This is a genomic window from Serratia sp. CY84636, assembly GCF_052166245.1.
GTDB classification, from domain to species: Bacteria; Pseudomonadota; Gammaproteobacteria; order Enterobacterales; family Enterobacteriaceae; genus Serratia; species Serratia nevei.
The window spans coordinates 15,747-32,648 of the sequence record NZ_JBJNOX010000002.1; the positions used below are offsets into that span (position 1 = coordinate 15,747).

11 protein-coding genes are annotated in these 16,902 nt (G+C 60.0%); 6 read left to right on the forward strand and 5 right to left on the reverse strand.

Going from position 1 to position 16,902, the window contains the following annotated elements:
* Positions 1 to 5: 5 nt before the first annotated feature.
* The 4 genes from ACJ8QI_RS04500 to serS all read left to right on the forward strand — a co-directional run bounded on the left by ACJ8QI_RS04500 (position 6) and on the right by serS (position 7,228).
* Entirely contained in the window at positions 6 to 3,662 is a 3,657-nt protein-coding gene (locus ACJ8QI_RS04500; RefSeq protein ID WP_442532137.1) for a DNA translocase FtsK 4TM domain-containing protein, read from the forward strand.
* 198 nt (positions 3,663 to 3,860) lie between these two features.
* A complete protein-coding gene (gene lolA / locus ACJ8QI_RS04505; protein ID WP_019454555.1) occupies positions 3,861 to 4,472 on the forward strand; it encodes an outer membrane lipoprotein chaperone LolA in 612 nt (203 codons plus the stop codon).
* A gap of 67 nt (positions 4,473 to 4,539) precedes the next feature.
* Positions 4,540 to 5,826, forward strand: a complete 1,287-nt coding sequence (locus tag ACJ8QI_RS04510) for a replication-associated recombination protein A (protein ID WP_060421860.1) — start codon at positions 4,540 to 4,542, stop codon at positions 5,824 to 5,826.
* Positions 5,827 to 5,935: 109 nt separating this feature from the next.
* Positions 5,936 to 7,228 (forward strand): serine--tRNA ligase, encoded by a 1,293-nt coding sequence (gene serS / locus ACJ8QI_RS04515; RefSeq protein ID WP_060440286.1) that lies wholly within the window; start codon positions 5,936 to 5,938, stop codon positions 7,226 to 7,228.
* A 51-nt stretch (positions 7,229 to 7,279) separates the two neighbouring features.
* Here serS and ACJ8QI_RS04520 read toward each other — a convergent pair whose 3' ends face one another.
* Positions 7,280 to 7,645 (reverse strand): DUF1801 domain-containing protein, encoded by a 366-nt coding sequence (locus ACJ8QI_RS04520; protein ID WP_060421731.1) that lies wholly within the window; start codon positions 7,643 to 7,645, stop codon positions 7,280 to 7,282.
* A gap of 163 nt (positions 7,646 to 7,808) precedes the next feature.
* Between ACJ8QI_RS04520 and ACJ8QI_RS04525 the strand changes: the two genes are divergently transcribed.
* Positions 7,809 to 8,960 carry an MFS transporter gene (locus ACJ8QI_RS04525; RefSeq protein ID WP_033637849.1) on the forward strand — a complete coding sequence of 384 codons (1,152 nt, stop codon included), beginning with the start codon at positions 7,809 to 7,811 and terminating at the stop codon, positions 8,958 to 8,960.
* 48 nt (positions 8,961 to 9,008) lie between these two features.
* On the opposite strand, the gene pflA is transcribed toward ACJ8QI_RS04525, so the two are convergent.
* The 4 genes from pflA to ycaO form a co-directional block, all read right to left on the reverse strand.
* Entirely contained in the window at positions 9,009 to 9,749 is a 741-nt protein-coding gene (gene pflA, locus ACJ8QI_RS04530; RefSeq protein ID WP_015377324.1) for a pyruvate formate lyase 1-activating protein, read from the reverse strand.
* A 281-nt stretch (positions 9,750 to 10,030) separates the two neighbouring features.
* The gene (gene pflB / locus ACJ8QI_RS04535) at positions 10,031 to 12,313 is read right to left on the reverse strand and encodes a formate C-acetyltransferase (RefSeq protein ID WP_016928324.1); all 2,283 of its coding nucleotides are present in this window, start codon (positions 12,311 to 12,313) and stop codon (positions 10,031 to 10,033) included.
* 54 nt (positions 12,314 to 12,367) lie between these two features.
* Positions 12,368 to 13,228 carry a formate transporter FocA gene (focA, locus tag ACJ8QI_RS04540; protein WP_019454548.1) on the reverse strand — a complete coding sequence of 287 codons (861 nt, stop codon included), beginning with the start codon at positions 13,226 to 13,228 and terminating at the stop codon, positions 12,368 to 12,370.
* Positions 13,229 to 13,689: 461 nt separating this feature from the next.
* Entirely contained in the window at positions 13,690 to 15,453 is a 1,764-nt protein-coding gene (gene ycaO, locus ACJ8QI_RS04545) for a 30S ribosomal protein S12 methylthiotransferase accessory factor YcaO (RefSeq protein WP_087762271.1), read from the reverse strand.
* A 148-nt stretch (positions 15,454 to 15,601) separates the two neighbouring features.
* Here ycaO and ansB point away from each other — a divergent pair, with 148 nt between their 5' ends.
* Positions 15,602 to 16,648, forward strand: a complete 1,047-nt coding sequence (gene ansB / locus ACJ8QI_RS04550) for an L-asparaginase 2 (protein ID WP_442532138.1) — start codon at positions 15,602 to 15,604, stop codon at positions 16,646 to 16,648.
* Positions 16,649 to 16,902: the final 254 nt, after the last annotated feature.

The following is a 16,902-nucleotide window of genomic DNA, read 5'->3' on the forward strand; positions in this document are numbered from 1 at the left end:
CTTTCTTGAGCCAGGAATATACAGAAGATAAAGAAGTTACCCTGAAAAGACTCAGCAGTGGCCGGCGTTTGCTGGAAGCTGTGCTTATCGTGGTAGCGATTTTTGCCGTTTACCTCATGGCTGCGCTGGTCAGCTTCAACCCGTCTGACCCAAGCTGGTCACAGACCGCGTGGCATGAGCCGATTCACAATTTGGGCGGCGGTGTTGGGGCCTGGTTGGCCGACACGCTGTTCTTCACCTTCGGGGTGCTCGCCTACGCGATACCGCCGATCATGCTGGTCCTGTGCTGGGCGGCCTATCGCCAGCGCGGCAACAGAGACTACATCGACTATTTCGCGCTCTCCCTGCGCCTGATCGGCACCCTGGCGTTAGTGCTTACCTCCTGTGGGTTGGCGGCGCTGAACGTTGACGATCTCTATTACTTCGCTTCCGGCGGCGTGATCGGCAGCCTGCTGAGCAACGCCATGTTGCCGTGGTTCAACGGCATCGGCGCCACGCTGGCGCTGCTGTGCGTGTGGGCGGCGGGGCTGACGCTGTTTACCGGCTGGTCCTGGCTGGTGATCGCCGAGAAGATCGGCGGTGCTGTGCTGGGCGTCGCGACGGTGATGACCAACCGCTCACGCCGCGAAGAGCGCTATTTCGAGGATGACGAACGTTACGTTGACGACGAGCCTGAGCAGGCAGGGAAGGGCGCCGCAGCCGCGGTTGCCGCGACCGCCGCCGGAGCCGCGGCCGCCGATGACGACGTGCTGTTCTCCGCGCCTTCGGTCACCGAAAGCGCCAAAGAGGCGGCGGAAGACGCCGCCGATCCGTTGCTCAGCGGCCTGCGAGCCGACGATGGTGAGGTTGAAGCCGACGCCGCGCCAATCGCGCCGGCGGCTTCGCCTGCACCGGCGGTGACGGCAGAGATCCACGAGCCCGTTGCCGCACCGATCGCCACACAGGCGCCGTCGGTAACGGTGGCGCCGGCCGCGCCGACCTCGGTCAATCAGCACCCGGTGAGCGCCCCGGCGCAAGACGCCACGCCGCCGCTGTATTCCTGCGAAAGCCCGGAAGAAACGCCTGCGCCTAAGGCGACGCGTCCCGTCGAGCCTTATCGGGACGACGATGAGCCGCGCCTGGGCAATCGGCAAGAGCCGGCTGCGCCGCAGCCGCCGGCGCGTTCTCCCTTTGATTTTACTGCCGCGCAGCGCGACAGTGCCGACGTCAGCGGAGCGGGTGGTTTCAGCGCCACCGGCACCAAGCCACAGCTGGATACGGCAGCAGCTGCCGCTGCGGGCGCCGCAGCGGCGACCTTCATGCCGGCTTTCACGGCCACCAGCGACGGCAATCCGCAGGTTAAACAGGGCATCGGCCCTGAGCTGCCTCGGCCGAATCCGGTACGTATTCCGACGCGCCGCGAGCTGGCTTCTTACGGCATCAAGCTGCCTTCGCAGCGTGCGGCCGAGCAGGAACAGCGCCAGGCCGAGGTGGAGCCTCAGCAGCCGACGGCGGTGAGCCCGCAGGAAGAAGAGGCGCTGCAGGAAGCTGCGCTGCGTCAGGCGTTTGCCGAGCAGCAAAGCCAACGCTACGGCGAAAGCTACGCGCCGGAGCAAGATGACGAGAGCGCCCTGCAGGAAGCTGAGCTGAGCAAGGCGTTTGCCGAACAGCAGAGCCAACGTTACGGCGAAGGTTATCAACAGAACGACGAAGAGGCGCTGCAAGAGGCCGCGCTGCGCCAGGCGTTCGCCGAGCAGCAGCAGGCGCGCTACGGCCAGCAAGAACCGGCCCCGCAGGCGCCGGCTGCCAGCCCGGTCGATACCCGCAATGCTTTCAGCTTCTCGCCGATGGCGGATTTAGTGGACGATGGCCCGAGCGAGCCGATGTTCACGCTGTCCCCGCAGCTTGAAGAGCGCATTGAACAGCAAAGCGAGCAAGAGGACGACGTGCCGTTCGGCCAGTTTGAGCCTGCGGCGCCGGTTGCCCAACCTCAGCAACCGCACTCGCAGCCTCAACAGTACCAACAGCCGCAGCAACAGCAACAGCAGTATCAGCAGCCGTCGCAGCCGCAATATCAGCAGCCGCAGCAACCGGTGCAGCAGCCGCCTCAGCAAACTCAGGCCGAGCAACATCCGGCGATGGACAGCTTGATTCACCCGTTCCTGATGCGTAACGATCAGCCGCTGCAGAAGCCGACCACGCCGCTGCCGACGCTGGATCTGCTGACCGAAGCGCCGAAAGAGGTGGAGCCGGTCGACTCCTTCGCGCTGGAACAGAAGGCGCGCCTGGTGGAGGCCAGCCTGGCCGATTACCGCGTGAAAGCCGACGTGGTGGACATCCTGCCGGGGCCGGTCATCACCCGCTTCGAGCTGGATCTGGCGCCGGGCGTTAAAGCGGCGCGCATTTCCAACCTGTCGCGCGATCTGGCGCGCTCGCTGTCGACTTCGGCGGTGCGCGTGGTGGAAGTGATCCCCGGCAAGCCTTACGTCGGTCTGGAGCTGCCGAATGCCAAGCGGCAGACGGTGTACCTGCGCGAAGTGCTGGATTGCCCGGCCTTCCGTGACAACCCGTCGCCGCTGTCCATCGTATTGGGTAAGGACATCTCCGGCGAGCCGGTGGTGGCCGATCTGGGCAAAATGCCGCACTTGCTGGTCGCCGGTACCACCGGTTCCGGTAAGTCGGTCGGGGTCAACGCCATGATCCTGAGCATCCTGTATAAAGCCACGCCGAAAGAAGTGCGCTTTATCATGATCGACCCGAAAATGCTGGAGCTGTCGGTTTACGAAGGCATTCCGCACCTGTTGACCGATGTGGTCACCGACATGAAAGACGCCGCCAATGCGCTGCGTTGGTGCGTGGGTGAAATGGAACGCCGCTACAAGCTGATGTCTGCCTTGGGCGTGCGTAACCTGGCTGGCTACAACGAGCGCGTCGATCAGGCCGAAGCGATGGGGCGCCCGATCCCGGATCCGTTCTGGAAGCCGACCGACAGCATGGACATCACGCCGCCGGTATTGGAGAAAGAGCCGTACATCGTAGTGATGGTCGACGAATTCGCCGATCTGATCATGACGGTCGGCAAGAAGGTCGAAGAGTTGATCGCTCGCCTGGCGCAGAAAGCGCGTGCGGCGGGTATCCACCTGGTGCTGGCGACCCAGCGTCCGTCGGTGGATGTGATCACGGGTCTTATCAAGGCCAACATCCCGACGCGTATCGCCTTTACCGTGTCGAGCAAAATCGACTCCCGCACCATCCTCGATCAGGGGGGCGCTGAGTCCTTGCTGGGTATGGGTGACATGCTCTATCTGGCGCCGAACTCCTCAATTCCGGTGCGCGTACATGGCGCATTCGTGCGCGATCAGGAAGTGCACGCGGTGGTCAAGGATTGGAAAGCGCGCGAGCGGCCCCAATATAAAGAGGGCATTCTCAGCGGCGGCGAAGATGGCGAGGGCGGTGCCGGCGGCGGAATGGACGGTGACGAAGAGCTGGATCCGTTGTTTGACCAGGCGGTGGATTTCGTGGTGGATAAACGCCGCGCCTCCATCTCCGGCGTGCAGCGCCAGTTCCGCATCGGTTATAACCGCGCGGCGCGCATCATCGAACAGATGGAAGCGCAGGGCATCGTCAGCGAGCAGGGGCACAACGGCAACCGCGAGGTGCTGGCGCCGCCTCGGCACGATTGAGGGTCGTTTAGCCATTGCAATTCAATAAGAAAGGGCCGCTTAAGCGGCCCTTGTGCAAAGAAGCGTAAACCCGTTTCTTCTCGGAACATTGGCCTACCGGCCGATCGCCGGCTTCGGGTAAAGTAAGCGGGTAAAGGGTTGATTTGACCCGCACGGCGTCGCCCTGCGGTTAACGCATTTCATAAGGTATCTGGAATAATGAAAAAACTGTTAGTTGCCTGCTGTCTGCTTTCGGGATTCGCTTCTACCTCCGTGCTGGCCGATGCCGCACAGGATCTGCAAAGTCGCCTGGCGAAGGTGAACAGTTTCCACGCCAGCTTCTCACAAACCGTGACCAGCGCCGACGGCGCCGCGGTGCAACAGGGGGAAGGCGAGCTGTGGGTGAAGCGGCCAAACCTGTTCAACTGGCACATGACGTCGCCCGATGAGAGCGTGCTGGTCTCCGATGGCCAGACCCTGTGGTTCTATAACCCGTTCGTCGAGCAGGTGACGGCGACCTGGCTGAAGAACGCCACCGGCAATACGCCGTTTATGCTGATCACCCGCAATAATGCCAGCGACTGGAAACAGTACAACGTGAAGCAAAAGGGCGATGATTTTGAGCTGACGCCGAAGTCCGCCAGCGGCAACCTGAAGCAGTTCGCCATCAGCGTGACCAACAGCGGTACCATTCGCAGCTTCGCTGCGGTGGAGCAGGATGGCCAGCGCAGTTCCTACACGCTGAAAAGCCAGCAGAACGTCGCCGCCGATCCGGCCAAATTCAAATTTACCCCGCCGAAGGGGGTGACGCTGGACGACCAGCGCCAGTGAGGTGCAAGTGAGTAATAATCTGTCGCTCGATTTTTCCCAGAACGAGTTCCAGCCGTTGGCCGCGCGTATGCGGCCGACCACGCTGGCGCAGTATATCGGCCAGCAGCACCTGCTGGCCGCCGGCAAGCCGCTGCCGCGCGCCATCGAGGCCGGGCAGCTGCACTCGATGATTTTATGGGGGCCGCCGGGCACCGGGAAGACGACGCTGGCAGAGTTGATCGGCCGTTACGGTCAGGCGGATGTCGAACGGATCTCCGCCGTGACCTCCGGTATCAAGGAGATCCGCGAAGCGATCGAGCGGGCGCGGCAAAATCGCGACGCCGGCCGCCGCACCATCCTGTTCGTCGACGAAGTGCACCGCTTCAATAAGAGCCAGCAGGACGCTTTCCTGCCGCACATTGAAGACGGCACCATCACCTTTATCGGTGCCACCACCGAAAATCCGTCGTTCGAGCTGAACTCGGCGCTGTTGTCCCGCGCCCGCGTTTACCTGCTGAAGGCGCTGACCGCCGAAGATATCGGCCAGGTGCTGGATCAGGCGATGGGCGACAAGGCGCGCGGCTTTGGCAATCAGAACGTCGAACTGCCGGCGGAAACGCGCCGCCTGCTGTCGGAGCTGGTGGGCGGCGACGCGCGCCGGGCGCTGAACAGCCTGGAAATGATGGCGGACATGGCGGAGTTAGACGCCAAAGGCGTGCGGGTGCTGACACCGGAGCTGCTGAAAGAGGTGTCGGGCGAACGCAGCGCGCGCTTCGATAACAAGGGCGACCGTTATTACGACCTGATTTCCGCGCTGCATAAATCGGTGCGCGGCTCGGCGCCGGACGCTGCGCTGTACTGGTATGCGCGCATCATTACCGCCGGCGGCGATCCGCTCTATGTGGCCCGCCGTCTGTTGGCGATTGCCTCTGAAGACGTGGGCAACGCCGATCCGCGCGGCATGCAGGTGGCGATCGCCGCCTGGGATTGCTTCACCCGCGTGGGGCCGGCGGAGGGCGAGCGCGCCATCGCGCAGGCGATCGTTTATCTCGCCTGCGCGCCGAAGAGCAACGCGGTCTACACCGCGTTCAAGGCCGCCATGCGCGACGCCAAAGAGCAGGCCGATTATGACGTGCCGGAGCACCTGCGCAACGCGCCGACCAAGCTGATGAAGGAGATGGGGCTGGGGGCGGAGTACCGTTACGCCCACGACGAACCCAACGCCTACGCCGCCGGCGAGAACTATTTCCCGCCTGAAATGGCCCATACGCGCTACTATCAACCGACCTCGCGCGGGCTGGAAGGGAAAATCGGCGAAAAGTTGGCATGGCTGGCTGAGCAGGATCAAAATAGCCCGACAAAACGCTACCGCTAGCGAGGCCGTTGCGGTAAGGTTAGCGGGTATCACTCTTCTTTTATGCGGCTATAAATCAGCCGCATAGAACAACAACACTTCTTTCAATAACAACAAGCACAGGATTAGCATGCTCGATCCCAATCTGCTGCGTAATGAGCTAGACGCAGTCGCCGTCAAACTGGCTCGCCGAGGCTTTAAACTCGATCTGGATCTGCTGCGTTCGCAGGAAGAACGTCGCAAAGTTCTGCAGGTAGAAACTGAAACGCTGCAAGCGGAACGCAACTCCCGATCGAAATCCATCGGCGCGGCCAAAGCGCGTGGGGAAGACATTGAGCCGCTGCGTCGCGAAGTGAACGAGCTGGGTGACAAGCTGGATGCCGCCAAGGCGGCGCTGGATGCGCTGCAGAGCGAGATCCGCGATTACGCCCTGACGCTGCCTAACCTGCCGGACGACGCCGTGCCGGATGGTAAAGACGACAGCGAAAACCTGGAAGTGACCCGCTGGGGCGAACCGCGCCAGTACGACTTCACGGTGCGCGATCACGTCGATCTGGGCGAAATGGCCGGCGGGCTGGATTTTGCCGCTGCGGTTAAGCTGACCGGTTCGCGCTTCGTGGTGATGAAAGGGCAAATCGCCCGCATGCACCGCGCGCTGTCCCAGTTCATGCTGGATCTGCACACCGAGCAGCACGGCTACCTGGAGGCCTACGTGCCTTACCTGGTCAACCACGCCACGCTGTACGGTACTGGCCAGCTGCCGAAGTTCGGCGAAGATCTGTTCCATACCCGTCCGCTGGAAGAAGAAGCCGACAGCAGCAACTATGCGCTGATCCCAACGGCGGAAGTGCCGCTGACCAACCTGGTGCGCGACGAGATCGTGGAAGAGGAATCTCTGCCGCTGAAAATGACCGCACACACGCCATGCTTCCGTGCGGAAGCCGGTTCTTACGGCCGTGACACCCGCGGTTTGATCCGCATGCACCAGTTCGACAAGGTCGAGATGGTGCAGATCGTTCGTCCGGAAGATTCGATGGATGCCCTGGAAGAGCTGACCGGCCACGCGGAAAAAGTGCTGCAGCTGCTGAACCTGCCTTACCGCAAGGTGCTGCTGTGCACCGGCGATATGGGCTTCGGAGCGTGCAAGACTTACGATCTGGAAGTGTGGCTGCCGGCGCAGGATACCTACCGCGAAATCTCGTCCTGCTCCAACATGTGGGACTTCCAGGCACGCCGCATGCAGGCGCGCTGCCGCAGCAAAGCCGACAAGAAGCCGCGTCTGGTTCACACCCTGAACGGCTCCGGCCTGGCGGTTGGCCGTACGCTGGTGGCGGTGCTGGAAAACTACCAGCAGGCCGACGGCCGCATTCAGGTACCTGAAGTGCTGCGTCCATATATGGGCGGCCTGGAATACATCGGCTAAACGACAAACCACGAAAAAAGCGCCTGCGGGCGCTTTTTTTATGCCGAGAGTTCAGCCCGTCGCCAGCGTATAAGCCTGTTGAATGTAGTCCGCCAGATGCTTGCTTTTCACCTCGTCGGGCGAGTGGAGCTTGATGTGCCGCCGATACTGGCCGTTGCCTTCGAGCTGGAGATAACGATCTTCCAATCGGTAGCCGTGGCCGAACTCCACCGTGACGTGGTGGCGATAGGCGAAAACGCCGCAGAAAAATTGGCTATGCGAGAACATGATGCCGCCGTATTTGACCGATTCGGTGACGCCGTTGCCGCTCGCCGCAGCGATCCGCCGCACCTGCTGCACAATGGCCAGCAGGTCACCTTGCGTACTGCCGATGTCCGCCAGCAGGGCCTCTACCGCCGCATCATTTGCCTGACTCATCTTGCCTCTTTGTCGTCAAATTCGCTCTGCGCTGAGCATAGCGCTTTTTCAGCCAGTTAGCCGGAAACAAATCGTGCGGTGGAATGATAAGAGGCGATTGACTTTTTTATCGCCAGTGGCATGATGCGCGCACTCTCATTGCGCGTTCGGTCACAATCTCACTATGTCCGCATACTCTCGCCCAGTGCTCTTATTGCTCTGCGGCCTCTTGCTGCTCACGGTATCCATTGCCGTTTTGAATACGCTCGTGCCTCTTTGGTTAACCCATGCTCAGCTGTCGACCTGGCAGGTGGGAATGGTCAGCTCCTCTTATTTCAGCGGCAACCTGTTGGGCACGCTGGTGGCGGGCAAACTGATCCAGCGCGTCGGCTTTACCCGCAGCTATCATCTTTCTTGTCTGGTGTTCGCCGCCGCGACCGCCGGCATGGTGCTGTCGATCGATTTTTGGAGCTGGCTGGGCTGGCGCTTCTTCGCCGGCGTCGGCTGCGCCTGGATTTGGGTGATCGTGGAAAGCGCGCTGTTGCGCAGCGGCAATCTCAGCAACCGTGGCCAGCTGCTGGCGGCCTATATGATTGTCTATTACCTCGGTACGGTGACCGGCCAATTGCTGTTGAGCATGACCTCGACGGAATTGCTGCACGTGGTGCCGTGGGTGACCGCCATCGTGATCAGCGCGATGTTGCCGATGCTGTTTGCGCGGGTCAACCGCCATGAAGACGAGCCGCAGCAGGCGGCAGTGTGGACAATGCTGAGACGCCGCAGCGCGCGCCTCGGCATCAATGGCTGCATCATTTCCGGCATCGTGCTCGGTTCGCTGTACGGCCTGATGCCGCTGTACCTCTCTCATCAGGGCATGAGCGACGCCAACGTTGGTTACTGGATGGCGCTGCTGGTCAGCTCAGGCATCGTCGGCCAGTGGCCGGTCGGGCGGCTGGCCGATCGTTACGGGCGTCTGCTGGTGCTGCGCATTCAGGTGTTCGTGGTGATCCTCGCCAGCGTAGCGATGCTCGGCAACTACGCCATGGCGCCTTCGCTGTTCATCCTCGGCTGCGCCGGCTTTACCCTGTACCCGGTGGCGATGTCCTGGGCCTGCGAGAAGGCGCTGCCGCACGAGTTGGTGGCGATGAACCAGGCGCTGCTGATGAGTTACACCATCGGCAGCCTGCTGGGCCCGTCGATGACGGCGCTGCTGATGCAAAACTACTCCGATCGCGTGCTGTTCGTAATGATCGCTGCCGTGGCGCTGGTTTACCTGCTGATGCTGCTGAAGAAGCAGAAGCCGGATCACCATCACACGCCGTTCGCCGCCGCCTGAGCATAAAAAAACCGGCCATGAGCCGGTTTTTCTTTGGCGCTGCGCCAATCAGTAAATGACTTTGTGGCCGTAGCTTTCCAGGATGCCTTTGACGCGATCCATGGTCTCGGCCTTCGGCGGATGAACGCCGTCCAGCTTGTATTCTTCCCCCATCGCCACCCATTTGTGCTTGCCCAGCTCGTGGTAGGGCAGCAGCTCGATTTTCTCGATGTTGGTCATGTCTTTGGTGAACTCGCCCAGCAGGTGCGCCGACTTATCGTCGTCTGACCAACCCGGCACCACCACGTAGCGGATCCAGGTGCGCTGGTTGCGTTTCGCCAGGTAGCGGGCGAATTCCAGCGTGCGGTGGTTGGAGACGCCGACCAGGTTTTGGTGGATCTCGTCATTCATCTGTTTCAGGTCCAGCATCACCAGATCGGTGGTGTCCAGCAGCTCGTCGATCACGGGATCGTAGCGGCGCACGAAGCCATTGGTGTCCAGGCAGGTATTGATGCCTTCGGCGTGGCAGGCGCGGAACCAGTCGCGCACGAATTCAGCCTGCAGGATCGCCTCGCCGCCGGACGCGGTCACGCCGCCGCCGGAGGCGTTCATGAAGTGGCGGTAGGCCACCGCGTCTTTCATCAGCTCTTCGACGGTCACTTCTTTGCCGCCGTGGGTATCCCAGGTGTCGCGGTTATGGCAATAGAGGCAGCGCATCAGGCAGCCCTGGAAAAAGACGATAAAGCGGATCCCGGGCCCGTCGACGGTGCCGCAGGATTCGAAGGAGTGGATGCGACCAGTTACTGACATTGCGGGGTTTTCTCCAATATTGACTGTCAAACGCAGTCTAAAAATAGGCGCGTGGCCGCCGGCCAGGTATCTGCGATGCAGTGGCGGGGTGAGCCCGCCACCGGGGGTAATGATGCCTGTCGGCCGGTCAGTTGCCGGATAACTGTTTTGCCGGCTATCCATTCAGTATAGATGTCCGGCAAAACAGACTCGTACAGAGTCAGGGGAGAGCGGTGGGAGAAAAGGGCCGGCAGAACCGGCCCCGACGTTGGCACCGGGCGGTTTCCCGCCCGGTTGGCGTATTACATCGTTTGAGTGAAGGTACGAGTAATGACGTCCTGCTGTTGCTCTTTGGTCAGCGAGTTGAAGCGCACGGCGTAACCGGAAACGCGGATGGTCAGCTGAGGGTATTTCTCAGGGTTTTCCATCGCATCCAGCAGCATTTCGCGGTTCATCACGTTGACGTTCAGGTGCTGGCCGCCTTCGATGGAGGCTTCATGGTGGAAGTAACCATCCATCAGGCCCGCCAGGTTGGCTTTACGCACGTCGTCGTCTTTACCCAGCGCGTTCGGCACGATGGAGAAGGTGTAGGAGATCCCGTCTTTCGCGTAGGCAAACGGCAGTTTGGCTACCGAGGTCAGGGAGGCTACTGCGCCTTTCTGGTCGCGGCCGTGCATCGGGTTGGCACCTGGGCCGAACGGTGCGCCTGCGCGGCGGCCATCCGGGGTGTTACCGGTTTTCTTACCGTACACCACGTTGGAGGTGATGGTCAGTACGGACTGAGTCGGTACCGCATTGCGGTAGGTGCGCAGTTTCTGAATTTTCTTCATGAAACGTTCCACCAGGTCGCAGGCGATGTCATCGACGCGAGCGTCGTTGTTACCGAACTGCGGATACTCGCCTTCCACTTTGAAGTCGATGGCCAGGCCGTCTTCGTCGCGAATGGTGGTGACTTTCGCGTACTTGATGGCAGACAGGGAGTCGGCCGCCACGGACAGACCGGCGATGCCGCAAGCCATGGTGCGATAAACGTCACGGTCATGCAGCGCCATCAGCGCAGCTTCGTAGCTGTACTTGTCGTGCATGTAGTGAATGATGTTCAGCGCGGTCACGTACTGCTTGGCCAGCCAATCCATAAAGTGGTCCATGCGCGCCATGACTTTGTCATAGTCCAGCACTTCGTCCATCATCGGCGCTTCTTTCGGGCCGACCTGCATTTTCAGTTTTTCGTCAACGCCGCCGTTGATGGCGTACAGCATGGTTTTCGCCAGGTTGGCGCGGGCGCCGAAGAACTGCATTTGTTTACCGACGATCATCGGGCTGACGCAGCAAGCGATGGCATAGTCATCGTTGTTGAAGTCAGGGCGCATCAGGTCGTCGTTTTCGTACTGAACGGAAGAGGTGTCGATGGACACTTTCGCCGCGAATTTCTTGAAGTTCAGCGGCAGCTTCTCAGACCACAGGATGGTCATGTTCGGCTCCGGAGACGGCCCCATGGTGTACAGGGTGTTCAGGAAGCGGAAGCTGTTTTTGGTGACCAGGGTACGGCCGTCGACGCCCATACCGGCCAGGGATTCCGTTGCCCAGATTGGGTCGCCGGAGAACAGCTCATCGTACTCAGGGGTACGCAGGAAACGCACCATACGCAGTTTCATCACCAGGTGGTCGATCAGTTCCTGCGCTTGTTCTTCGGTCAGTTTGCCCGCCTTAATGTCGCGCTCGATGAACACGTCGAGGAAGGTGGACACGCGGCCGAAGGACATGGCGGCGCCGTTCTGGGATTTTACCGCGGCCAGGTAGCCGAAGTAGGTCCACTGCACCGCTTCTTGTGCGCTGGTGGCCGGGCCGGAGATGTCGTAACCGTATTTGGCGGCCATCTCTTTGATCTGAGCCAGAGCGCGGTGCTGTTCAGCGATCTCTTCGCGCAGCTGGATGGTCATTTCCAGATCTTCGCCGTTTTCCAGTTTTTCCTGCAGCGATTTGAACTGGTTCAGTTTGTCGGCCATCAGGAAGTCGATACCGTACAGCGCCACGCGGCGGTAGTCGCCGATGATGCGGCCACGGCCGTAGGCATCTGGCAGACCGGTCAGCACGCCGGATTTACGGCAGTTCAGGATGTCTTTGGTGTAAACGTCGAATACGCCCTGGTTGTGGGTTTTACGGTATTCGGTGAACACTTTTTTCAGCTGCGGATCCAGTTCGCGGCCGTACACTTTGCACGAACCTTCGACCATTTTGATGCCGCCGAACGGGATCAGCGCGCGTTTCAGAGGGGCGTCGGTCTGCAGACCTACGATGGTTTCCAGCTCTTTGGCGATGTAACCCGCGTCGTGAGAAATGATGGTTGAAGCAACGTTGGTGTCGAAATCAACCGGCGCGTGAGTGCGGTTTTCCAGTTTGATCCCTTCCATAACCTTGTCCCACAAGGTGGTGGTGGCTTGAGTTGCGCCAGCCAGGAAGGATTCGTCACCCTCATAAGGCGTGTAGTTTTTCTGGATGAAGTCACGAACGTTGACTTCATTCTGCCAGTCACCCTTGCTGAAACCTTCCCAAGCGTTGGCTAATTTCTCGTTAAGTTCGGTCATTGTACACCTACCTTTGATTGTGGATTTCTAACTCTGCGCGCGGTAACTCACAGCTTAGTGCTGTTCGCGGCCCCCGCGCAGATAAATTACCCAGTAAGTCAACCCAACCAGCAGACCGCCGCCGATGATGTTGCCGATGGTGACCGGAATCAGGTTGTCGATGATGAAATTGCTTACTGTCAGATGAGCGAATTGCTCAGGTACCGCCCCTACGGCTTGCCAGAACTCCGGCGTGGCGAAGTGTTTGACCACGATGCCCATAGGGATCATAAACATGTTGGCGATGCTGTGTTCGAAGCCGCTGGCGACAAACATCCCGACCGGCAGCACCATGGCGAGCATCTTGTCGGTCAGAGTGCGGCCGGAGTAGCTCATCCAGACCGCCAGGCAGACCATCAGGTTAGCCAGAATGCCGAGGCACACGGCTTCGATAAAGGTGTGATGCAGCTTGTGGTCTGCGGTTTGCAGGACATTCAGGCCCCACTGGCCGTTGGCGACCATATACTCGCCGGAGAACCAGATCAGCGCCACGAAGAACAGCGCGCCGACCAGATTGCCGAGATAAACGTTCAGCCAGTTGGCGCCCAGCTGGCCCCAGCTGATACGGCCGCTGGCCTTGGCGATGACGATAAGTACGGTAGAGGTGAACAGGTCGGCGCCCGACACCACCACCAGCATTAACCCGAGAGAGAAGCAGATGCCGCCGACCAGTTTCGCCAGCCCGAAAGGCACGCCGGCGGTGCCGGTGGTCGCCGTGATGTAGAAGACGAAGGCGATGGAAATGAAGACACCGGCGGTGATCGCCAAATAAAACGTTTTCAGCGGATGTTTGGTGGCTTTATACACGCCGGCATCTTCAGCGATTTTCGCCGTGGCCGCAGGTAAAATCAGATCGAAGGGGCTGTCAGTTTTCAAACTAACTCTCGCTCTTAAGGGTTAAAACAACGCAATGAGATACTAGCAAAGCAGTATAGGGGAAAATTTGATTTGGATCATAAGGCGGGGAAGTAGAGCGGCAAAATGGCGTGTTTTTTGTGTGGTTTTTATGATTAATTTATTGATTTTTAAGTAAAAACATTTTTTTAATGTTTGCAAAATTTTTTGAATTCACCGGGTGGACGGCGTAGGGTAAAGTTAAATTTTTAGGCGTTTTGTCGCCGCGCAGCGCTGAAAGTTTAATTATCGGTTAATTATTATTTCACCGTCCGGCAACAATTGACGGTTTATTTATTTTTATGGTCGTTTAACCGCCAATTTTCCGGCGAGAAAATAAAAGCGAATGCGTTGAAATACACCGCAAAAATGAAAACGCCGCAGCGAAGTGCGGCGTTTGGCAGCAGGGGTACTCCCAAAGTGGCAGTATCCCCTGACGATGCTTAGGCCTTGGCCCAGTGGCGGCGTTTGGCCGCCTGCAGCTTCTCGTAGGCCGCCAGCAGCGCCTGATGGGCCGGCAACGCCTTCAGATCGGCATCGACGGCGAACAGCCCGTTGAAGCGCGCTTCACCGCTGATGGCGGCGGAGGCGGCGTCGACCGCTTCCTGGCCGTACATCTTCACGAACGCGGTGTAGTACTGCGCCGCTTCGCGTTCAGGCTCCTGCGCCAGCAGCAGCAGCGTTTGCAGACAGCGGTAGTAGTTGCTGCGCGCCGGGCTCAGCACCGAGGCGTTGAAGTCCTGCGTCCATTCGGTCCAGATCAGCGCCTGATCCAGATCGCCGCCCGCCAGCGCCAGCATTGACTTCAGCTCGCCCACGCGCAGGGTATGCCAGGCATTGTCTTTGCCGCTGGCAATGCCCAGCAGTTCGCGTACGCGGGTGAAGTCGTCCAGCCCTTCGTCGTCCAACTGCTCGATCAGCGCCAGGTACTCTTCCGGCTCCCACTCGCTGCCCGGCAGCGCCAGCAGCGTATCGCGCAGGTGCGCGCCCATGCTGTTGTTGGCCAGCAGCAGGTCTTCCGCCGGATAAATGTCGGACATGCCCGGCACGATGATGCGGCAAGCGTAGACGCCCAGGTGCTCGTAGTCGGCGATGTACACTTCCGCGTCTTCTTTGTCGAAGATGCTCATCAGGGTGGCGAACTCTTCCTGCGTGCTGCCGCTGAAGTTCCAGTCAACGAACGGGTAATCGGCGTCCTGTTTGAACAGATCCCAGGAGATCAGACCGCTGGAGTCGATGAAGTGCGTTTCCAGGTTGGTGTGTTCCGCCACTTCTTCGTCATCGAAGGTCGGTGCGGTGAACACGTCGAGATCTTTCAGGCTGCGGCCCTGCAGCAGTTCGGTTACCGTGCGCTCCAGCGCCACGCCGAAGTCCGGGTGCGCGCCGAACGAAGCGAAGCAGGTGCCGTTGGTCGGGTTGAACAGCACCACGCAAATGACCGGGTAGTTGCCGCCCAGCGAGGCGTCATAGGAGAGGATCGGGAAACCTTCCTCTTCCAGCTTGGCGATGGCTTCCACCACGCCCGGGTAGCGGTTCAGCACTTCGTCCGGGATCGCCGGCAGGCTGATGGATTCGGCGATGATGCGGTTTTTCACATAGCGCTCGAACACTTCCGACAGGCCCTGCACGCGCGCTTCGTTGGCGGTGTTGCCGGCGGACATGCCGTTGGAAACATACAGGTTGCCGATGATGTTCATCGGGATGTACACGGTTTGCTGATCGGACTGACGGGTAAACGGCAGCGCACACACGCCGCGATCGGCGTTGCCGGATTGCAGATCGACAAGATCGCTGGCGCTCAGCTCTTGCTGCGGATCGTAGAAGGCGTGCAGGCGTTCGTCGAGGATGCCGGCCGGCAGCGCGTCGTCTTCAGGGATCGGGAACCATTTCTCATTCGGGTAGTGCACGAAATCGCCTTCGGCAATCTGCTTGCCCAGATAGAAATCGGCGAAGAAGTAGTTGGTGGACAGGCGCTCGAAATATTCACCCAGCGCGGAGGCCAGCGCGGCTTTTTTGCTGGCGCCTTTGCCGTTGGTGAAGCACAGCGGGCAATCGCGATCGCGAATGTGCACTGACCACACGTGCGGCACCGGGTTCAGCCAGGAGGCTTCTTCGATGTTGAAACCGAGATCGCTCAGTTTCTGCTGGAAACGGGCGATGGAGTCTTCCAGGGCGGCGTCTTTACCGGGGATAAAAGTTTGCGTCATTGTCTTCACTTTTTGCGCGTACTAAAAACGCGCAATGATACGGGGTTTTACGCTGGAGCTCCACGTATTCCTAAAGCGGCGGCAAAGTCACAGTTTTTTTAAGGATAAAGGCCATAATTCAGCGAGTTATCTGTCACGGAGAAATCTAATGAAATCAGTGAAACTCAGCGCGTTAACCCTCCTGTTGACCGGCTTCAGCGCCTCGGCGCTGGCGCTGCCCAACATCACCCTGCTGGCGACCGGCGGCACCATTGCCGGCGGCGGCGATTCGGCGACGAAATCCAACTATACGGCGGGCAAGCTGGGCGTCGAGGCGTTGGTCGATGCGGTGCCGGCGCTGAAAAACATCGCCAACGTGCAGGGGGAGCAGGTGGTGAACATCGGTTCGCAGGACATGAACGATCGGGTCTGGCTGACGTTGGCGAAGAAAATTGACGCCGACTGCGGCAAGACCGACGGCTTCGTCATCACCCACGGCACCGATACGCTGGAAGAGACGGCCTACTTCCTCGATCTGACGGTGAAGTGCGACAAGCCGGTGGTGCTGGTGGGGGCGATGCGGCCGGCGACGGCGATGAGCGCCGATGGTCCGTTCAACCTGTATAATGCGGTGGTGACGGCGGCGGATCCGCAATCGGCCAACCGCGGGGTGCTGGTGGCGATGAACGACACCGTGCTGGATGCGCGCGACGTCACCAAGACCAACACCACCGCCGTGCAGACCTTCCAGTCGCCAAACTACGGCCCGCTGGGATATATCCACAACGGCAAGATCGATTACCAGCGCTCGCCGCAGCGTAAGCATACCCGGGATACGTCGTTCGACGTCAGCAAGCTGAACGAACTGCCGAAGGTCGGCATCGTCTACAACTATGCCAACGCCTCCGATGCGCCGGCCAAGGCGCTGATCGCCGAAGGCTATCAGGGCATCGTCAGCGCCGGGGTCGGCAACGGCAACCTGTATAAAACGGTGTTCGACACCCTGGCGACGGCGGCGCACAACGGTGTGGCGGTGGTGCGTTCATCGCGCGTGCCAACCGGCGCCACCACCGAAGATGCGGAAGTGGACGACGCCAAGTACGGCTTTGTTGCCGCCGGCACGCTGAATCCGCAAAAAGCGCGCATTCTGCTGCAGCTGGCGCTGACGCAAACCAAAGATGCGAAGCAAATCCAGCAGATGTTTAATCAGTACTGATCGTTTTCTCTTCTGCGGGGGCCGACCGGGGCTCCCGCAGCCATCTTGGCTGAATACAGCATAAAACACCGCGTTAACCCGCTGAATTTCCCCATGTCGCAGGGTTTTATCGTCCAAACAATCGCGACGGCCGCAGAGCCTGTCATCACCCGGCGCGGCCGTTTGCCGCCGACGGGTGAATAAGCGTTGCAGCCATGGGGCGTGAGTGATAAAACCGATGGGTTGGTTAACGCGAGCGTTAACTTCGGGCGTCT